At 60.6% G+C, this 18,066-nt stretch carries 15 protein-coding genes; 4 read left to right on the plus strand and 11 right to left on the minus strand.

Translation table 11 applies throughout. The features are described 5' to 3' along the window. Positions 1-54 precede the first annotated feature (54 nt). Positions 55-1,797 carry a GH116 family glycosyl hydrolase gene (locus tag NBG89_RS21330; protein WP_431324114.1) on the minus strand — a complete coding sequence of 581 codons (1,743 nt, stop codon included), beginning with the start codon at positions 1,795-1,797 and terminating at the stop codon, positions 55-57. Continuing rightward, on the minus strand, positions 1,794-2,786 hold the full coding sequence (locus NBG89_RS21335) for an ROK family protein (RefSeq protein WP_431324115.1): 993 nt from the start codon (positions 2,784-2,786) through the stop codon (positions 1,794-1,796). The genes NBG89_RS21330 and NBG89_RS21335 overlap by 4 nt, the downstream gene beginning before the upstream one ends. A gap of 155 nt (positions 2,787-2,941) precedes the next feature. Between NBG89_RS21335 and NBG89_RS21340 the strand changes: the two genes are divergently transcribed. Continuing rightward, the gene (locus NBG89_RS21340; protein WP_431324116.1) at positions 2,942-4,144 is read left to right on the plus strand and encodes an ROK family protein; all 1,203 of its coding nucleotides are present in this window, start codon (positions 2,942-2,944) and stop codon (positions 4,142-4,144) included. A 285-nt stretch (positions 4,145-4,429) separates the two neighbouring features. Further along, positions 4,430-5,578 carry an ABC transporter ATP-binding protein gene (locus tag NBG89_RS21345; protein ID WP_431324117.1) on the plus strand — a complete coding sequence of 383 codons (1,149 nt, stop codon included), beginning with the start codon at positions 4,430-4,432 and terminating at the stop codon, positions 5,576-5,578. Between the two features lie 22 nt (positions 5,579-5,600). Here the strand turns inward: NBG89_RS21345 and NBG89_RS21350 are convergent, their stop codons facing one another. The 9 genes from NBG89_RS21350 to NBG89_RS21390 all read right to left on the minus strand — a co-directional run bounded on the left by NBG89_RS21350 (position 5,601) and on the right by NBG89_RS21390 (position 16,652). Then, positions 5,601-7,745 (minus strand): hypothetical protein, encoded by a 2,145-nt coding sequence (locus tag NBG89_RS21350; RefSeq protein ID WP_431324118.1) that lies wholly within the window; start codon positions 7,743-7,745, stop codon positions 5,601-5,603. Between the two features lie 476 nt (positions 7,746-8,221). Further along, positions 8,222-9,037: an inositol monophosphatase family protein gene (locus NBG89_RS21355; RefSeq protein ID WP_431324119.1), complete on the minus strand. Its 816-nt coding sequence runs from the start codon at positions 9,035-9,037 to the stop codon at positions 8,222-8,224. Continuing rightward, complete coding sequence (locus tag NBG89_RS21360; RefSeq protein ID WP_431324120.1) at positions 9,037-10,041, minus strand: LacI family DNA-binding transcriptional regulator; 1,005 nt, start codon at positions 10,039-10,041, stop codon at positions 9,037-9,039. Before NBG89_RS21360 ends, NBG89_RS21355 begins: the two co-directional genes overlap by 1 nt. Further along, the gene (locus NBG89_RS21365) at positions 10,025-10,804 is read right to left on the minus strand and encodes a glycerophosphodiester phosphodiesterase (protein WP_431324597.1); all 780 of its coding nucleotides are present in this window, start codon (positions 10,802-10,804) and stop codon (positions 10,025-10,027) included. Before NBG89_RS21365 ends, NBG89_RS21360 begins: the two co-directional genes overlap by 17 nt. Then, positions 10,801-11,856 carry an ABC transporter ATP-binding protein gene (locus tag NBG89_RS21370; protein ID WP_431324121.1) on the minus strand — a complete coding sequence of 352 codons (1,056 nt, stop codon included), beginning with the start codon at positions 11,854-11,856 and terminating at the stop codon, positions 10,801-10,803. The genes NBG89_RS21365 and NBG89_RS21370 overlap by 4 nt, the downstream gene beginning before the upstream one ends. Continuing rightward, entirely contained in the window at positions 11,856-12,698 is an 843-nt protein-coding gene (locus NBG89_RS21375; RefSeq protein WP_431324122.1) for a carbohydrate ABC transporter permease, read from the minus strand. The genes NBG89_RS21370 and NBG89_RS21375 overlap by 1 nt, the downstream gene beginning before the upstream one ends. Positions 12,699-12,700: 2 nt before the next feature. Continuing rightward, entirely contained in the window at positions 12,701-14,002 is a 1,302-nt protein-coding gene (locus NBG89_RS21380) for an ABC transporter permease subunit (protein ID WP_431324123.1), read from the minus strand. 57 nt (positions 14,003-14,059) lie between these two features. Next, the gene (locus NBG89_RS21385; protein WP_431324124.1) at positions 14,060-15,406 is read right to left on the minus strand and encodes an ABC transporter substrate-binding protein; all 1,347 of its coding nucleotides are present in this window, start codon (positions 15,404-15,406) and stop codon (positions 14,060-14,062) included. Positions 15,407-15,743: 337 nt separating this feature from the next. After that, a complete protein-coding gene (locus NBG89_RS21390; RefSeq protein WP_431324125.1) occupies positions 15,744-16,652 on the minus strand; it encodes a LysR family transcriptional regulator in 909 nt (302 codons plus the stop codon). A gap of 94 nt (positions 16,653-16,746) precedes the next feature. On the opposite strand from NBG89_RS21390, the gene NBG89_RS21395 reads away from it, so the two are divergent. Together NBG89_RS21395 and NBG89_RS21400 are read left to right on the plus strand one after the other, a co-directional pair. Beyond that, positions 16,747-17,415 (plus strand): DsbA family protein, encoded by a 669-nt coding sequence (locus NBG89_RS21395; RefSeq protein WP_431324126.1) that lies wholly within the window; start codon positions 16,747-16,749, stop codon positions 17,413-17,415. A 24-nt stretch (positions 17,416-17,439) separates the two neighbouring features. Beyond that, positions 17,440-18,048: an NAD(P)-dependent oxidoreductase gene (locus NBG89_RS21400; protein WP_431324127.1), complete on the plus strand. Its 609-nt coding sequence runs from the start codon at positions 17,440-17,442 to the stop codon at positions 18,046-18,048. Positions 18,049-18,066: the final 18 nt, after the last annotated feature.

Genomic DNA, 18,066 nt, shown 5'->3' on the forward strand with positions numbered 1-18,066 from the left:
GACGCTTCCGACAGCAAAAAAAAGCCGCCCCTGAGGGCGGCCAGTCGGGGAAACCTAGCCGGGGGGCGTCGGCAATTTGTCCTTGTAGGAAAGTGCTGCAGCTGCCGGCATGCTGCTCCATCCCTGAAGCAGCGAACCGCGACCCCAAGGAGGCGAGAAATATTCGACAGCGCCCATCCAGCCCTCCTCGAGGCAGGTTTTCCACCAGCGCAAGAGCGGGTAGTCGGCCCCGTCCAGGCCATAGTTCAGCAGCTGCTCCGCATAAAGGCCCGACAGATAGGGCCAGTCCGAACCATTGTGGTAGCGGTAGGCGAAATAGGACTTTTCACGGGTGTCTTTCGGACGCTTGAAAGGGGGGAAGGCGCAAAGCACCCCCCAGTCGCCATAGGGCTGTTCGCTGTTGTTGCGGCTCTCCAGGGTTTGCTGGACGCGGGTGAGCACGCTCTTTGCTCTTTCAAAAGAGACCGCCTTGAAACGAAGCAGTGTCAGGCTGTCGAGCGTCAGGTGATCTTCGATGAAATCCGCCTTTGTCCCGTAGTCTGCGTAGGTGCCGTTCGGCTGGAGCAGCACCTCGTCCAGTGAAACGCGTGCCTGTTGCGCCATGGCAGCCGCTCTTGATGCCACTGCCTCATCAAGCGACGGACCATGCTGCGCGATGACGTCGAGCGCCCCGATCCACAAGCCGAGATCATAGGCAACATAGCCATGGCGGTAGACGTTGTCGGCCCAGTCGCGGTCATGCCGTGGCTTCATCGGCAAGCCGTTTGCAGCCTCGTCGAACCCGCAATAGCGATTGAAGATCGTCACCACCTTGTCCCAATAGAGGGAAAGGGGGGCACTGTCACCGGTCGTCCTGACATAGTCGCCGATCGTCAGGACAAAGAAGAGGGGGCTGTCGAAGTGATCGCTCCACCAGTCCCCGGGCCGAAGATGCTCCTCTTTGATCCTTGGATGGGTTTGCCGCACCTTCTCCCACTCTTCTGCCTGTCCGGGGCCCGTCAGGATGACGCCGCTCGGCGCTTCGCCGTTCGGCTGGACGCCCCGTGCAAGAAGATCGATCTGAGCGCGCACCGCCTGCGGTTCCCGGTCGAGGAGGGCCTGAAGTGTCCAATAGCCGTCACGATAATACGTGCGAGCCGGCGCGCTGTAGGCCTGGCCGGCCGCAAGGCCGGCAAAGGCACCATGCTCGTCCTGCCGTATGCTGGAAAGCGCCGCATGCAGGCTTTGCGAGATCATGCTGCGCATCAAGGGATCCGCTTCCGGCATTGCGTCGCACCGCGTGACATAGGCATCCGCCTCTGCGATCACTTGAGCCTCGTCCAGCTTGAGAGCTGCCTGGGCTTCCTCCATCGTCGCGCCGGCGGTCACGAATATTCCGCTCGATCTCTGCTCGGCGATGGCGACGCCCCAGCCGGTGCGGGCAATGCGGCGGCGGCCCAGCCGCTCCACCGGTTCGCGTTTTGCAATGCTGCCCCACCAGGCGCAGCGCCTGGCGGGAATAAAGGTCCTCAGCTTTGCGCCCTTCAGGAAAAGTGCCGGCGCCGATTGCGCCACATAGAGCCCCCCACCATGCGCGTCAACGCGGTTCGGGGCATAGGTGAACGGTGCGCTCCATCCGGAGAAAGTCAGATTTGCCAGTTTGCCAGAGCCCCACAGCGAAAGCTCGATCTTGCCCTCCGGGCGGCAATCGCCCTGCAGGCGCGGAGCCATGAAGGGGACGAGCACCGGTTCCGTGGAACGAAGCTGCCCGTCGGCGAGCGGCGTCAGAATTTGTCGTTTTGCTTGTCGCGCGCTCATTGGGCCGCCTGCCTTTGTTCAAGACTATCAATGCTTGCAAGGTCGTTGAGACCGAGCATGAGAGCACCGAGCATGCCGGCTTCCGGGCCGATGCCAGTTGCCTCTATCTGTGTCGTAAATGGCAGCAGCACCGATAGGTGTCGTGTCACAGCGTTGACAAATTCCCGCCGCGAGCCGATGCCGCCACCCAGCACCACGACGGCGGGATCGAGGAGAGCTTGCACGGACGCTATGCCAACCGAAGCCGATTTCGCGAGCGTCTCGATGACTGCGGCGGCTTGCGCGTCTCCGGCCGCGGCGCGAGCGAAGATTTCGGCCACCGGCACGCTACCATCGCCGTAGAGGCTGCGCACTGCAGGTGAATCGACCTGGTCCTCAAAGAGACCGGCGCGCGCGTGCGGTGCTGTCTGATGCGGATTGGCGCCGAGCGGCAGCAAGCCAAGTTCCCCCGCCCGTCCATGTTGACCACGAAAAAGCGTCCCACCGACGACAAGTCCCATTCCGACACCGGTTCCGAAGGCGACGAAGGCGAGGGAATCGCGATTGCGCCCCTTGCCGAGGGTGGCCTCCGCGTAAGCTGCCAGGTTAACATCGTTCTCGACCACGACAGGGCAGGGCAGCGCCTTTGCAAGAAGCGCGGCAAGTGGCCGATCCGCCGGGATTGCCAGATGGGGAGAAAGTGAAGCAAGCCCCGTCAACGGCGAAACAGCGCTCGGTACGCCGACCACAGCCTTAAGCAGCGGGCCCAGGTCCCGATGCTGCCGCAGCATCGACATGATCATTCGCGGAATTTGCTCCAGGACCGGTGCATCGGAACCATGTTCCGTCGGTTCTTCGGCCTTTGCCAAAATCAGGCCTTCAAGATTGGCCAGACCCACAAGGACCTTCGTCCCACCCAGATCGACACCGGCAACGATGCCCGCACCGTTTCCCTGACGGGGGTGATGGGCCTGTCGCAAGCCAGACGCAATGGTTGAAATATTTGACAAACTCGGTCCTCTGCGATATTTGTTCGGCAGGTTGACGAATTTATTATTGGTGCGTCAGAAGACTGTCAACAAGCAGTTTGAAATCGGCGAGCTTTCATGGAAGAAGCAAATCACCGGTACAACGACGAAGACGGATCTGGCGGGATGGCTCGACCATGGCACTAACCGAAAACGCGCCTCCCGTATTGCGGCAGATCTCTGTCCGCGCCGTCATGGATGTTCTGCTTCATGCGGGGCCCACGTCGCGTGCGGAGCTCTCCAAGATTACGGGGCTTTCGAAGCAGACGATGTCCGAGGTCATCCGGACGCTGGAAGAAGCGGGGTGGGTTCGGGAAAAGGGCGTCACAAGCGGGCGCATTGGCCGAACCGCCATTACCTATGAGGTCAATGGCGACGCCGGATATGCCGTCGGTATCGACATGGGCGCGACGACAACACGTATCGTGCTCGGCAATATTGTCGGAAGCATTGTCGGTGAAATCGACTATCCATCCGATCGCCGCGGCGGCTATCACCTGATCGACCAGGTGGAGGCGATGCTGGCGAAAACGCTTGCGGACATGGGTATCGCCCGGGAACGCGTGCTTGTTACGGCAATCGCGACGCCGGGCGTTGTCGACCCGGCCACCGGTGCTCTCTCCATGGCGCCAAATCTGGTCGATATCGAAGGGATCGATATCGGCAGGACGCTGAGTGACAGGCTTGGCTGTCCTGTCGTCCTTGAAAACGATGTCAACGCAGCCGTCATCGGCGAGTCCTGGCAGGGATGCGCAACCGCAATCGGTTCAGTGGCGTTCATATCGCTGGGAACAGGTATCGGACTGGGCGTGCTGCAGGACGGCAAGCTTATGCGCGGCGCAAGCGGTGCGGCGGGCGAAATTTCCTACATGCCGTTCGGAGCAGATCCATATGCCGACGACAGCCTTGAGCGTGGCGCCTTGGAGTGCGCGATTGCCGCCCAGGGGATCAGCGAGCTCTACGCTCACTCGGGAGGCGCGAAGGATACATCGGTGCGCGATATCCTGGCGCTTGCCGAAAATGACGACCCGCTCGCTGTCGATGTCATCGGCAAAGTGTCCGACATCGCTGCGCTCCTCGTCGTTTCCGTCAATGCGATCGTCGACCCGAAGACCGTTGTTCTCGGCGGCAGCATCGGGCGTCATCCGCTGATCGCCGAACGCGTTCGGCAAGGCATTGCGAAAGCAAGCCGCCGCGCAATCGACGTCAAGGCAAGCGTTCTTGGTGGCAAGGCAACACTGCTGGGGGCGTTGGCGATTGGTCTGAACCATGTCCACAATCTGCTCTTTTCGCCGCAGACTTTGCCGGAGCAGCGGCGTCTCCCGCCGCCGCCACTGTAATTTCCAGGTCTCTTGTCCGTGCCAGTCGCAGGCGCTCTCGGTATCGGATTGCGACATCGGTGTGATGACGGTGTCAGCGCCGGCGCCACGACTGTGGCGGCCGTGGCGCGACCCAAGATCGCATGTCTGCGGCGGGATGAACCGATCGGATCGATGGCACAGAAAATTACGTTCGTCATCTTGACGAACTAATTGCTTCCACGCAAACTGCGGCCGACAAAAAGGTGGCATTCGACCGCTCGGTGCGCCCGTGGTTGTCTCCAGATGCAGCACAAGGAATGGATAATGGCCGGTCTCAAGTTGAAGGACGTCAAGAAGAGCTTCGGCCATCACGCGATCCTCCACGGTGTGGATCTGGATGTAGGCGAGGGCGAGTTCGTCGTGCTTGTCGGTCCTTCCGGTTGCGGCAAGTCCACGTTGCTTCGCCTTATTGCCGGCCTCGAAAGCGTGACCGCCGGCCAGGTCATTATTGGCGACCATGACGTGACGGCGGCGTCCCCTGGGGATCGCGGGATCGCCATGGTCTTTCAATCCTATGCGCTGTACCCGCACATGACTGTTGCGAAGAATCTCTCCTTCGGTCTCGAGAACCTGAAGATGAGCCGAGCCGAAATCGACCAACGCGTGATCGAAGCGGCAAAAATGCTGGCAATCGAGCCTCTTCTTGACCGACGGCCAAAGCAGCTCTCTGGCGGCCAGCGACAGCGGGTAGCTATCGGTCGAGCGATTGTCAGGAATCCCAAGCTGTTTCTCTTCGACGAGCCGCTGTCCAACCTGGATGCCGCGCTTCGCGTGCAGACCCGAGGGGAGATCAGCCGTCTTCACAAGCGGCTCGGCGCGACAATGGTCTATGTCACACATGATCAGATCGAAGCGATGACCATGGCGGACCGCATCGTCGTCCTCAACGCCGGACGGGTCGAGCAGGTCGGCACTCCGCTGGAGCTCTTCGAAGCTCCCGCCAACAAGTTCGTCGCAGGCTTCATCGGCTCACCTCAGATGAACTTTTTCGAAGGAACGCTTGCCGGCGCAGGTCCGGGTCATGTCGCCGTGGATGTGCCGGGCTTCGGTCGTCTGGAAATTCCAGCCGAACTCGGGGAGGCGACCGTCGGCGAGGCTGTGATCCTCGGCGTGCGGCCGAGTCATTTCGAACTCGGTAAGGGCAACGGAGCAGACGGGTATCCGATCCGCTTGGACGTCGATTATGCAGAAAGCATCGGCACCGACACCTATGTATATGGAATGGTCGAGGGTAGCGGGACGGCAACGATCGTCCATCTGCCGGATCACGTCGCGGTCAAAGACCGCTCATCGCTTGCTCTCGTCGTCGAAGCCGCGCGCTTTCATCTGTTTCGAGCCGAAACCGGCGGCACCTTTGCGAAATTGCCTCTCAACGTGGAGGATCTCGTCAAAGCCGGTGACGCCAAGGCCTAAGGCCTCACCGGCTGGTAATCGCTTATTGTGCGGTCGCTTCGAGATCGACCTTGTCGAGCAGAAGTGAGGGGTTCTCCATGGCGCCGGCCAGTTCAAGCGCACCGATGCCAGCAGCGTCCTTGGCCTTGACCGTCAGGGTGAAGGTTCCGGGCTTGGTGATAAACTGTGAAAGTGCGCTCACAGCCTCCTGCAGCTTCGGCTGGGTAGACGCAAACTGTTGCAAGCCGGCAGTCGTCATCAGGACAAGGATGCCGCGCACGCTGTCTTCGGTCATGCTGTTTTCATCGGCATAGAGCTTGATCCCCTTGGCCACGAACCCCTTGTCCTCGATCTTGAGTTTGGCTTGCCTGGCAGTGAGGCCGAAGAGCGCCATCTGCGCAGCGGTCGTGTCGCCGGAGAAAAAGTCCCTGGTGGCACCGCCCATAAGCCCTGAGAAGGAAAAGCCGCCGAGGTCGTTCCCGCTCAGTGAAATCTCCTTGATGAGAAGGTTCTGATTGGGCTCGTCCCAAGCCAGTTCTACGTTGGAGGAAAAGACAAGCTTTTCAAAACCCAGTTTGCGCAGCGCCTTGGAACCTTCGTCCTTGGTGTCGGTAGGAACCGGCACGCTGAGGTCCCGATAACTGATGCGGACATCGGTCGGGATGCCATTGTAAGGCTTGCCCAATGCCAACTCATAATTGTCGAGCGTGAAACGGATGCGTTCCGGAACGGAAGGTAGGGTAGCCTGGTCGGCCTGTCCCTCGCTCAACGGATCGTCCTGGTTGTCGGCATCGTCTGTCACATCCGCGTCAGGCGAAAGCCCGGTGCTTGAAGATGGATCTGTCTCGCTATCGGTTGCGCCTTGCTTGTCCTCGCCGACTTGGCTGTTCGACGCACGTGCCGCCTCCGAACCAGGCATGTCGACGTCCAGTCCCGCCACCCGTATCGTTCCGAACTCCGGCATGAGCGTGGTGAGAGGGAAGTTCGCGATCTGCTCTTCGTCCAATTTCGCCAGCTTAGTCAGCGCCTCCATGGTTGGATCCCAGGAGAAGCCCTTGATGCTCGCCTCCGAGACCTTGACGTAATCGGCGCCTTGACCCACGGAAACACCATGCATGGTCCCGTCGAAGGTGCGGCCACCAAGCTGGAACGCTATGCTGTCGATGGCCAGTTTGACCGTCTTGCCGTCGTCGCCGCCATCCTGTTCAGGGACTTCCACCTTGAGACCGAGCATCTCGATGTCGGCCTTGCCGATAATGTCGGCAAGTGAAAGGACACGTTCGACAAATGCCTGCCGCTCGGCTGGCGGCAGTGCCTCGGGATTGGCCGATTGCAGTTTCTGAAGCGTTTCAAGAAGTGGCTCGGCCGGCATGCGAACGCTCAAGCCATTGCTGCGCACCTCATCGTAACTGAAGCGCGACTTGCTGTTCGATAAGGTGATGTTCCTGACGGACATCGGGCCATAGAGCGGTTTTGGTTCCCTGTCGTCGGGACCGGCCTTTTCTGTGTACATTCGCACGAGATAGGCTGCGTCAAAATCCTTTCCGGTGACGGCACCCATGGAGCCGTTCATCTCCTCCCGCTTTGTTGCGCCCTCGCCATCCGGAATCTCCAGCGCGAATTGGAAGCTCGCCCCACTGGCAAAGTAACGCCCGACGCGACCACCAGCGATGTCTTCCAAAGCAACGTCCTTGTAGACTGTCTTTTGTTCGGAACCGGCGGCAAGCTGGCTGACCGTAACCTGCGGCGCTAAGACACGCTTTGCGGCAAAACGTTCAATGCGTTTGAGCGGCGTCAGGATCGCCTGATCGTCAGTCTTGACCAGGGCATCAGCGACGAAGTCGGGTTCTTCGATGCTCGCTTGCGGCACCGACAGCTTGCCCATTGCCAGGTCGAGCTCGAGACCTTTAACCTCGATCTCGCCTTTCAGGAAGAAGATCGTTGGCCTGCCGTCAATCGCAGCGACGCGCGCACTGCCGCCGTTGGCCAAGGGTAGCGTGACGTCACTGATGTGGATGCGTCCGAGAAAGTCCGCTCCGAGCGTGCTCGCCTTGCCGCCGCGCTCGACGAGAAACCGGTCGGCTGCCCTCTCGAGCATGAACTTGCCGGTGGTCGCGCCAGCAGCCGCGAGCGCGATCACTGCCACAGTAGCCCAAAGCACTTTTCGCCCAGCACTGCCGGTTCTCATGTCCGTCTGCGGCACGATTTCTGTCCTTTCACCAACCAAAATTGACAACGGATCCTTGCGAACCCATGTGACTAACGAGCCGCGGTGCTTTTTGCAAGTTTCCCGAGAGTTGGCTGTATTTATATCTGTTTTGTTGAAAAAATACCGTGACGGGAATTGAAACAGTTCATGGATTTTGACATTTCGATCGGAGATCGCCATTGAATGGAGCCGGCTTTGCGGAGCATGCAAGAAGGCAACCGCCGGGTCTACGGTTTGATCCTCTCAAAGCGAAGCAGCCTGCAGCTGGTCGCCGGTCGTCAGGTCTGCTTTCAGGTTTCCCGGTTGAGGAGTAACCTGAAAGCGACAACAACGGAGGCGTAGATCAGGCCGCATGCTTCCGATACGTCGTGAGGCCGATTTGCGGACCGGCACCTAACTGAGACAGCCTGGTTTCTCGACGCCGAGTGCGTCGGCGGTTGGATATGCGGGCTGGATCAGCTGGACGCCAATCCTTCGATTTCCAGGATGAATTCAAACTCCCGGGCGAGCCCCGGCGAACAGGCGACGACCGGACCGCCGTTGGCGAGAAGTGTTGGCAGTTCTGGCATGGCAATCTTCGCGCCTGCCTCCGAGGCGATCAACACACCAGCCAGCATATCCCATGCATTAAGGTGGCGCTCATAGTAGAGGTCAGCGGCGCCCTCTGCGACGCGTAGCAGGTCGATTGCCGCTGCACCCATGCGGCGGTAGTCCATGCCGCGCTCATGCAGGCGGCGGGAGACGGCGAGGTGCTCGTCGAAGCTTGTCTTGCGCGAATGGCCGAGGATGCACATCGCATTGGCCGGATCGCTCGTTTTCGCGGCGCGGACAGGGTCGCCCTCGCGGGTGGCTCCTCGGCCGCGGATCGCCGACACAACCGAATCCTTGGCCGCGTCGTAGACCGCACCGATCTCCAGCTGTCCTTCGGCGCAGAAGGCGATCGATACGCCCCAATGCCGGAAACCGCGGATGTAGTTCGTCGTGCCGTCGATCGGGTCGACCACCCAGGTTCCTGCCCCGCCTGCGCTGCCGCCCGTTTCCTCGCCCATGAAGGTGTCTTGCGGAAACAGCGAAAGCAGCCCGTCGCGGATCGCCTGCTCGGCATTGCGGTCGGCGACAGTGACGAAATCCTGCAAGCCCTTGTTCTCGACCTTCAATCCCGAGCCCATGTCGGCACGAAAGCGGGCTGCGTCTCGGCCAACACGGCGGGCGATCTCGATTGCGGCCGCTGCCCGGGCATCGAGGGCTGTGGCATCGAATGCGGAATTCATCAGGCAGTCCTTCTCGTGATCAGCGAAACGGGCGTGATTTTGACACGCGCCGTCATCTCGGGCTCCGCCATCCGGCCGATCAACAGGTCAATCGTCTGTTCGGCCTGCAGATCGCAGGGCTGGCGAATCGTGGTGAGCTCGTAGGCGGCCCAGCTTGCCTGAGCAATGTCGTCGTGACCGATGACCCGAATGGCGGGCGCGTCGTCGCGGCTGCGGCCAGCCATCAGCCGGTCAACGACGCCGCAGGCCATATAGTCGTTGGCGCAGAAGATGCCGTCAATCGCCAAGGGCCCAAGTCCGGACGCAATGTCGAAGCCGGATCGATAATCGTTTACGCCAACCGTGAGCAGCTGTGCATCGACGCCACGCTGGCGGCAGCGACCGAGGAAGGCATCGGTGCGGCGACGCGCCGAATACGAGACGGAAGGCGCGGCGATCATAGCGAGGCGCTTTGCGCCCTTATCGATCAGATGATCGGCGGCCAGATGCCCGGCGGTACGGTCATCGGAAATGATACGGTCAACGAAGGGAATGTCGTCGCCCTTGTTGATCAGCACGATCGGTACCCCTTCAGCGGCACACTGCTCGCAGATCTCCGTCGGCGGAGCGTCCGATGTGACGATCACGCCGGAGACTGCATAATGCAACAGCTGGCCGATCACGGTCGAGGTATCTGCCTCCTTTGAGGTCGGCAGCAGGATTGGCCTGAAATTCCGTGAAACGAGCGTGCGTGCCAGATGTTCGATCTGCAGAGTACGGAACGGGTTGTCCAGTCCCGCTGCGACCACGCCGACGAGATCCGAGCGCTTGTTTGTGAGGCTGCGGGCCAGATAGTTGACGCGGTAGCCCAGTTCCTTGGCGGCCTGATGTATCTTTTCACGGGTCTTCGGCGAAACGCTCGCATCCGGCGTGAAGGCGCGCGAAACTGCCGCACGGGAGACGCCTGCCGCGCGCGCCACATCGAAGGACGTTACCCTGCGCGGTCCCTTATCCTTGTCTGCCACGGTTTTCGTCCCCACCCCAGGCGGTGCGCATCATCTCCGGCAGGTCTGTGCAGATGCCGAGCACCGGCAATTTCATGATATCATTCAGGATCGGTCGCCTCTCTTCGTGCCAAAGGACGATCTCGCGGCCCTCGGCGAAAGCGCGGTCCGTGAGTGCAGGCGTGACCAGATCCTGCGGCCGCTCGCCGGCGCGTTCCCAGCAGAGATGCAGGATATCAGCACGTGCTTCGTCGCCCATGGCATGCGCATCGTTGCCGACGCGGATGAGGACCGAGAGCGGATAATCGCAGCCAGCCTCGCGAAGCTCGCGGACCTGTGCGGTATCGAAGGAGCCAAGGCAGGCAAAACGCTGGTCCTGTTCCCGAAGGTGATGCCAGCAACGAAGGCCGCTTCCCGGCGCCTTCAGTTCGACATAAAGGCCGGTGCCGGTCTCACGCCCAAGGGCGGCGACGGCCTCGAAGGTCGGCACCTCCACCCCCTCCAATGCTGCAAGCTCGGCCGCAGTCATCCCGGAGATGTGACGGTCCACGCCGAAGACGCGCCCGAGGTGATCGTCATGGGAGACGACGACCACGCCGTCCTTCGTCAACTGTGTGTCGAGCTCCCACATTTCCGCACCAAGCTCCGCAGCCAGCCGGAAGGCCGCAAGCGTGTTTTCGCGGGCGTGACCGCTGGCACCACGGTGGCCGATGCAGAAGGGAAGCTGACCCTTGCCCGCAGGCCAACGATAGCGGTCGAAGAAGCTCGAGAAGTCGCGCATCAGAGCCTCCGTCCGTTTTCATCGAACACAAGCACATTGCGGCTGTCGATGGCCCAACTGACCTCGTCGCCGATCTCGATATCATGGCGCGCCGGCTGGATAGACCGCAGCAACGGGCCACCTGCCAATCGCACGTCGTAGAGATTTTCGCGGCCCTGGGTCTCGGCGAAGTTTACGGTTCCGGTCACGCGGATGTCGCCTGCCGGATTATAGTGTTCCGGTCGCACGCCAAGCATCAGCCTGGCGCCTTCGCCGGCGTTGACCGAGACCGGCAGCGGAACTTCGATCTGGCTGCCGGGAATGGAGAAGGCACCGTTCGATGCCACGCCGTGCAGGAACGTGATCGGCGGGTTGCCGAGGAAGCCAGCAACGAAGGCGGTGCGCGGGTCGTTGTACATCTCTGCCGGCGTCGCAGTCTGCACGATCTCGCCTTCCTTCATGATGGCGATGCGGTCGCACATGCTCATGGCCTCCACCTGATCGTGGGTGACGAGAATGGCGGTAATGCCCGTCTCTCGCTGGATGCGGCGGATTTCAGAGCGCATCTCCAGCCGGAGCTTCGCATCCAGGTTGGCGAGAGGTTCGTCGAGAAGCAGGACGTCGGGCTTGCGAATGAGCGCGCGGGCGAGCGCGACACGCTGCTGTTGTCCGCCGGAGAGCTCGGAAGGGCGGCGGCCCATCAGGTTGCCGATCTGGACTAGCCCAGCGATGCGGTCGACGTCCTTGCGAATCTCGGCCGGAGCGATCCCCTTGACCTTCAGGGGAAAGCCGATGTTTTCGGCGACGGTCATGTGCGGGTAGAGCGCATAGGACTGGAAAACGACGCCGACATTGCGCGCCTGGCTCGGAAGATCGGTCACGTCACGGTCGCCGAAAAGGATGCGGCCAGCGGTTGGACGATGGATACCGCAGACGGCAAAGAGCGTCGTCGACTTGCCGCAACCTGAAGGGCCGAGCAATGCCAGCATTTCGCCATGCGCCACTTCGAGGTTCATGTTCTCGATCACCTTGGTGGAGCCGAAGCTCTTGGAGAAATTGTCGAGGAGGATACGCATCAGCCTTTGCTCCCGCCGCCATAGATATTCATGAGGTATTTGTGGAAGAATCCGTAAAGCAGCAGCACTGGGATCACGTAGAACACACCCACCGCCTTGAAGGTGCCGAAACTGAAATTGTTGTCGTCGGCAATCAGCCCCGCAAGATAGACCGACAGGACCTGAACCTGTCCGCTCGGGGCCAGAACCTGCGGCAGGATGAATTCGCCCCAGCCCGACAGGAAGGAGAACAGCGCCAGGGCCAGGATCGCCGGACGCACCTGCGGCAGTACGAGGCTGCGCCACACCCGGAAGCGCGAAGCACCGTCGACAACGCCGGCCATCTCGATCTCCCAGGGGACGACATCGTAGAAGCCCTTCATCAGCCAGATACCGAGGGGCAGGTCGATGGCGGCCTTCACCAGGATGACGCCGATCAGGGAGTTATAGAGGCCGACCATCTGCAGCACGATGAAGATCGCAATGATCAGCGTCACCGACGGGAAGGCATGCAGCACCATGACGCCGGCGAGGAAGAAGCCCCGTGCGGGCACGTTCAGCCGCGAGAGCACGTATCCGGCCATCGACGAGACGAGCAGCACGACGGTCGTGGTGCTGGCTGTGAAGATCAGTGTGTTCAGCGTCACCAGCCAGATATTGGGCTTTCCGGGCGGTGTGTGCCAGAGGAAGGACCAGTGGCGAAAGGTGATCGAATCCGGGATAAGCGATGCGGGCTGCTTGTCGGTGATCGTATCGATGAAGAGATAGGTGTACATCAGCACCAGCGGCAAACTGACGATCGTGAGCGCCAGGATGACCGGCCAGGTGCGATAATTTGCAGATGGTTGCGACTTTTCCGCCATGATCAATCCTCGATGAGCGGCCGCGCAACCAGCGAGGCGTAGTTGAAGACGCGCAGATAGGCAAACGACAGGATGATGCCGATGACCACAAGGACCAGCGCCATTGCTGCGCCGAGCCCATACTCCAGGTTACCGGCGTAGTTGTTGAGAGCTGTGTGGTAGGCAGCAAGCGACCAAACCTCGGTCGCATTGCCCGGCCCGCCGCGGGTCGAAAGCAGGATTTCGTTGAAAGAGGCGAGCAGGGAAAGCGTCTGATAGCAGCTGACGAACAGGATCGGCCAGCGCATCTGCGGCAGAATGATATAACGGATCTGCTGCCAGCGGCTGGCGCCATCTACCTCGCTTGCGAAGAATTGGCTCCTGGGAATGGCCCTCAGGGCCGAGGAAAAGACCAGCATGCCCATCGAGGCGCCGATAAAGCCGTTGATCAAGACCACGAAGAACCATGCGTGGTAGGCGCTGTCGAGAAGATAGTTTTTCGGTGGGTAGCCGAACTTGCCCATCAGCACGGATATGAAGCCGGTATCCCATGCCAGCCACTTCCACATCAGCACGTAGATGACGACCGGCGTAATGCGCGGCAGGAGCCAGATGGACCGGAAGATCATCGCCGGCATATCAGGCATGTAATGCGTCCAGATCGCTAAAGCCATCGCATAGCTCGTGTTGAACAACACGAGGACCAGGGCGACGTAGAGAAGGGTATTGAAGAGGATCTGAGCCATGTCCGGCGAGGAAGCAATGCGCGAGAAATTCTCGGTGGTCCAACTCCAGCCGGTATAGGTTGCCCTGGCAAGGCCTTCCTTCTGCTCCGGCGTCAAGTTGAAGCCAAATTTGTCGAGAGAGGCGAAAAGCTCATCCCTGCTCGCGAAGCGCAAGTTGGCGACGGAACGGTTGAACTGCTCGGAGATCTGCTTGACGTCCCGGGTCGATGGCCTGTCCTGGAGATCCTTGATCATGCGTTCAGCCTCGCGTCGCGAGGGAAAGACTTCGCCGAGGTGTTTCTCGCGCAATTCTGCGGCAATGCCGGGTTCCAGCCCAAGGGCCTCGACATTCGTGATGCCCTCTTCGTCGATCGCGTAGCGCGGCTCGGTCAGCTGCTGCACGACATCCGGCATTTCGCGCTTCAGCGCATCCAGCGAATTCGGTGCGATCTGGTAGGCGCCGCCCGAAATGCCCGTGGCAGTCGTCATGCTGGTGAAGGAGAAGACCGCTGTCAGCACGACCGGCATCAGGAAGAACAGCAGGATCATCACCGCAGCAGGCGCGATCATCACGAGCCCGAGCGTTCTGGACGTTCTCATCGAAAGTCTCCGCAAAGGACCCGGGCGGACTTGCCGCCCGGAGGGTTGCCTTGGTGCCTAGCGGATGACGATCTTGTCACCGAGCGTGCTTTTCAGCTCGCTCTCGACGTCGTTGACGGCGCCATCCGGGGTCTTGGCGCCTGTCCAGGATGCTTCGAGGCCCTTCCACATGATGTTCCAGTAGGTGCCGAAATCCGCATTGTTGGGCATCGCGTTAGCATAGGGCAGCAGGCGCTCGGTGGCTTCACGCGTCCAGCGATCGGAGGAGTAGAGCTCGATCTCGGTTTCGGCCTTCGAAATGCCGAGGTGAGCGGACTTGACCGCGTGCAGCACGTTGATGCGCGGTTCGGAAGCGATCTTGATCAGCTGGGCAGCGACCTCGGTGGCGTCCTTGTCGTGACCCGAGGTCAGAAGATAGACGAGCGGATGCGTCAGCGTGTTGGCCTTGCCACCATCGCCGGCGGGGATCAGCGTGAAGATGACGTTGCCGAAGAAGTCCTTCAGGCCCTCTTGCTTGACATAGCGGGCGTAGTGCCAGGTGCCGCCGTGCCAGATGCCTGCCTTGCCGGAAGCCACTTCCTTCCACCATTGATCGCCGGGCATGCCAATATGGTTCTTCTTGGTGACGCCATCCTTTACCGCGTCGGCGAAGAACTGGTAGGTACGCTGCATTGCCGCCTTGTCGAAGACGAGCTTGCCGTCCTCTTCCATTTTGCCGCCGAAGCTGGTGTAGAACTGCCAATAGTCAGGACCGTTCGTGTTGCGCGGATAGAAGCCGTAGCCTGCCTGGACGAGGCCTTTGTCCTGCATCCTCTTGGCGTCTTCCAGCACGTTCTTCAGCGTGTAGCCGCCGTCCTGGACCTTCTTCGGCAACGCCTCGAGATCGGCGTCGCTATAGCCGATGGCCTTCATGTACGGCTTCCAGAAGAACATCGGGCGGGACTCGGCATCCTGCGGAATACCGTAGACGGTACCGTTGAACGAGGCGATGGTCATCAGGTTTTCGTAGATGTCGTTGAGTGGCCAGGAGTCGAGGTCGACATAATCCTCGATCGGCACGATCAGGCCGGACTGAGCCCAGGGGCCGATGTCCTCGTGGCCGGTGACGACTATATTTGGAGCAGTCTTGGCTTCGGCGGCGAGTGTCATCGCCTGTTTGAAGTCTTCCCAGCCACTGTAGGCTTTCTTGTCGACCTTGATCTTGAGGTCTTCGCCCTTGATTGCGGCTTCGCGCTGAAGCTGCTCGGCGGCTATGTCGATCGCGTCGAGGCGATAGACGTCGTTAGGTCCCGTACCGCCTGCCCAGACGGTAATGGTGACATCCTTTGCAATGGACAGGGCGGTGGTCGAGGCCAGAATAGCAGCCGCGACGGTCAGGCACTTCAATGTCGGCAGAATAGTCATTTCTTCGTCTCCCCAGAAGAGCGGTGTGAACCTCTTGGCGGGCCATCACCAGTATTGAAGGCCACGGCGAGGTCCCATGAAAAGCGCGAACGAATAACGCTCTAAGGGGCGTACGTAACGGCCGAGTGACAAAAATGAGCACGTGTGCAAAATTATTATGGCGCGGCGAGAAAACATTGCAAGGGTCGTTTTCAGAAGTGAACCGCTGCCACTAAAAACGGATCCCTGCATGGGGCCGGATCGCGGCTGGGGTCGCGGTCAAGACGCCTGAGGGGTCGATACTCTCCATAAAGCCGACAACGCTGTCCCGTCGTCGGCATGCAGGTGAGGACTGGTCTCAGATTGTGACTGTCGATCCTAGCCGTGCGACGCCAGCGTTCTTCTCCGACATGAAGTCGATCAGGGCGCGTGCCGCCATCGGAAGCTGCTTGCGCGAGACGTAGAGCGCGTGAATGCCGAGCGAGCGAGGTTCCCAATCCGGCAAGACGACTGAGAGAAGGCCGGAGGCGACCTCCTCGTCGGCGGCGAAGCGTGGCAGCATGGCGATGCCGAGGCCCGACAAGGTTGCGCGCCTTAAGGCCACTGCGTCGTTCGTCTGGAATCCCCCGGCTACCGTCACGGCGACCTCGTTTGCGTCCTTCTTCAGCACCCATTCCGATCCGCCCAGATGCGTGTAGGTCAGGCATTTGTGGTTCTTCAACTCTTCCGGTGAAGTGGGTGCCCCGCCTCCAGCGAGATATTCCGCCGAGGCGTACAGGCGCGAGGGACAGGCTCCGACGCGCTTAGCGGTCAGCGATGGATCGAGATGGTTGGCGATGCGGATCGCGATGTCTATGCGATCTTGGACGAGATCGACCGATCTGTCGGTGATCTGCAGGTCGATCTTGATCTGCGGATATCGCGCCTCGAATTCAGAGAACTGACGTACGAGCTGGGCTTCTGCGAGAATGCTGGGTGCGGTCACTCTCAGAAGACCGTGGGGCGTATCCGAGTGAACGCCTATTTCGGTGACGGCGTCCGCGACACGCACGATTTCCCTGCAGAGTTCCAGAACACGCTCGCCCGCGGAAGTGAGGCTAAGCTGCCGTGTCGTGCGGTGAAGAAGCCTCGTTCCCGACCATTCCTCAATCGACGCGATGTAGCGCGAGGCCATCGCTCGCGACATCCCAAGCTCCTCCGCCGCAGCCGACGCACTGCCACGTTCGACGGTTTTGAGGAGAACCGCAGCAGCCATTATCCGATCCATGATTTGCTCGATTTACGCAACATTCTGTCTCGATAACTGCCGTATATCTCTGGTTTTTGCAACATTATATTCCGCCTCATCAACGGAGGTCGACATGAAAAACGACATCGAACTTCAATACCTCTTCGACCCCTTATGCGGCTGGTGCTATGCGAGTGCCCCCGCTCTTGCAGGGCTGGCGGAGGAATTCGGCGACAAGCTTAAGATGATGCCTTCAGGCCTTTTCGTGGGCGGCCGGGCGATCTCGACAATTGCTGACCACGCCTGGCGCAACGACCAAAGGATCCAGGCCCTGACGGGGCAGCCGTTCTCGGAAGTCTACCACCAGAATGTTCTGCAGGCTCCAGACGGTATCTTCGATTCCTGGCCCGCAACCGTCGCGATGACGGCGCTTGGCGAACATGACGCCCGCTTGGAGCCTCTCTTCCTGCACGCCGTGCAGATCGCCCGGTATGTCGAAGGACGCGATACGTCTTCCACCGAGGAAGTGGCGACGGTCGCCGCGAACGTCGCGGCCGGACATGGCATCGACGTGACAGTCGAGGACCTCGCAAACCGTCTGCGCAACGACGTCGATCTTCGTGAGCGTACGCTCGAGCGAATGGAAGACACGCAGGCCCGCATGAGCGAACTCGGGATGAGGGGCGTTCCGCAGGTCGTCGCGATCGTGAACGGTACGCCGCATGGTCTGAGCGGGCAGGCCCTCTACGATGGCCCTCAAGCGATCATCGCGGCCCTCAACCAACTTTCATCGAACGCATAACCATTGCAGCAAAGGAACATCATCATGAAAATCGCAATTATCGGCGCCTCCGGTCAGGCTGGATCCCGCATTGTCGCAGAGCTGTCCTCGCGCGGTCACGCCGTCACGGCAGTTGCCCGCGACCCCACGAAGGTCGCAGGCTTGCAAAACGTCACTGCTTTGTCGGGTGATATTGAAGCGCCGGAAGCTCTCGCAAAGTTGCTTGAAGGCCACGATGCCGTCATCAGCTCGGTTCACTTCTCCGCCGCAAATCCGGAGAAGCTGATTGCCGCGGTCAAAGGATCCGGTGTTCGTCGCTACTATGTCGTCGGAGGTGCGGGTAGTCTCGAAGTGGCTCCCGGCGTTCTTCTCGTGAACACCCCGAATTTCCCGGCCATCTACAAGGACGAGGCTCAGGGCGGCGTCGATTATCTGAACAGGCTGAAGGCCGAACACGCTCTCGAATGGACGTTCCTGTCGCCGTCAGCAGCGTTTGTGCCGGGCGAGCGCACTGGCAAGTTCCGCCTTGGCAAGGACCAGCTCCTGACAAACGACAACGGCAGCAGCATTTCCTTCGAGGACTTTGCCGTCGCGCTGGCCGACGAGATCGAGACGCCTGCGCACGTCATGCAGCGCTTCACGGTCGGCTACTAACCGCCAACTTCGGCATCA

Origin of the sequence: Rhizobium sp. YTU87027 (assembly GCF_050644135.1) — a bacterium.
Classification (GTDB): domain Bacteria; phylum Pseudomonadota; class Alphaproteobacteria; order Rhizobiales; family Rhizobiaceae; genus Rhizobium.